At 69.1% G+C, this 1529-nt stretch carries 1 protein-coding gene; it reads right to left on the bottom strand.

What is annotated here, in order from left to right; all coding sequences use genetic code 11:
* Positions 1–1529, bottom strand: a 1529-nt coding sequence (locus tag ACIRF9_RS52655; protein ID WP_403837813.1) for an acyl-CoA carboxylase subunit beta, incomplete at both ends; no start/stop codon positions are given.

Genomic DNA, 1529 nt, shown 5'->3' on the forward strand with positions numbered 1-1529 from the left:
TACTGCGGGGGGTTGCCGTGTTTGCGGGAGGGGAGGTCGGCGTGCTTGGACTGGAGCATCGCCAGGGAGCGGATGAGGACCTCGCGGGTTTCGGCGGGGTCGATGACGTCGTCGACCAGGCCGCGTTCGGCCGCGTAGTAGGGGTGCATCAGCTCGGACTTGTATTCCTTGACCATGCGGGCCCGCATGGCCTCGGGGTCCTCGGCCTCGGCGATCTGGCGGCGGAAGATGACGTTGGCGGCGCCTTCGGCGCCCATCACGGCGATCTCGTTGGTGGGCCAGGCGTAGGTGAGGTCGGCTCCGATGGACTGGCTGTCCATGACGATGTAGGCACCTCCGTACGCCTTGCGCAGGATCAGCGAGATCCGCGGCACGGTCGCGTTGCAGTAGGCGTAGAGGAGTTTCGCGCCGTGGCGGATGATCCCACCGTGCTCCTGGTCGACGCCGGGCAGGAAGCCGGGTACGTCCAGAAGGGTGACGATGGGGATGTTGAACGCGTCGCACATCTGCACGAAGCGGGCGGCCTTCTCGGAGGCCTCGATGTCCAGGACGCCGGCGAGGGTCTGGGGCTGGTTGGCGACGATGCCGACGACCTGGCCGTCCAGGCGGGCCAGCGCGCAGATGATGTTGCGGGCCCAGCGCTCGTGGACCTCGAGGTAGTCGCCGTCGTCGACGATCTCCTCGATGACCTTGGTCATGTCGTAGGGGCGGTTGCCGTCCGCCGGGACCAGGTCCAGCAGCACGTCGCCGCGCCGGTCGGCGGCGTCGCCCGCCTCGACGCGCGGGGGGTTCTCGCGGTTGTTCTGCGGCAGCAGCGACAGCAGGTACCGCACCTCGGCGATGCAGGTCTCCTCGTCGTCGTAGGCGAAGTGGCACACACCCGAGGTCTCGGCGTGCACGTCGGCGCCGCCCAGGCCGTTCTGGGTGATCTCCTCGCCGGTGACCGCCTTGACGACGTCGGGGCCGGTGATGAACATCTGCGAGGTCTCACGGACCATGAACACGAAGTCGGTGAGGGCGGGGCTGTAGGCGGCGCCGCCCGCGCAGGGGCCCAGCATCACGCTGATCTGCGGGATGACCCCGGACGCCTTGGTGTTGCGCTGGAAGATGCCGCCGTAGCCGGCCAGCGCGCTCACGCCCTCCTGGATCCGGGCGCCGGCGCCGTCGTTGAGCGAGACCAGCGGGGCACCGGCCGCGATGGCCATGTCCATGATCTTGTGGATCTTCGTGGCGTGGGCCTCGCCCAGCGCACCGCCGAAGATACGGAAGTCATGGGCGTACACGAAGACCGTACGGCCCTCCACCGTGCCCCAGCCGGTGATCACACCGTCGGTGAACGGCTTCTTCGCCTCCAGACCGAACCCGGACGCCCGGTGCCGGCGCAACTGCTCGACCTCCTGGAAGGAACCCGGGTCCACGAGCAGCTCGATCCGCTCCCGGGCGGTCAGCTTGCCCTTGGCATGCTGCGCCGCGGTCGCCTTCTCGCTCGGACCGGCCAGCGCCCGCGCACGGATCTCGTGCAGCTCCGC

This window comes from Streptomyces sp. NPDC096132 (assembly GCF_044763345.1).
GTDB lineage: Bacteria > Actinomycetota > Actinomycetes > Streptomycetales > Streptomycetaceae > Streptomyces.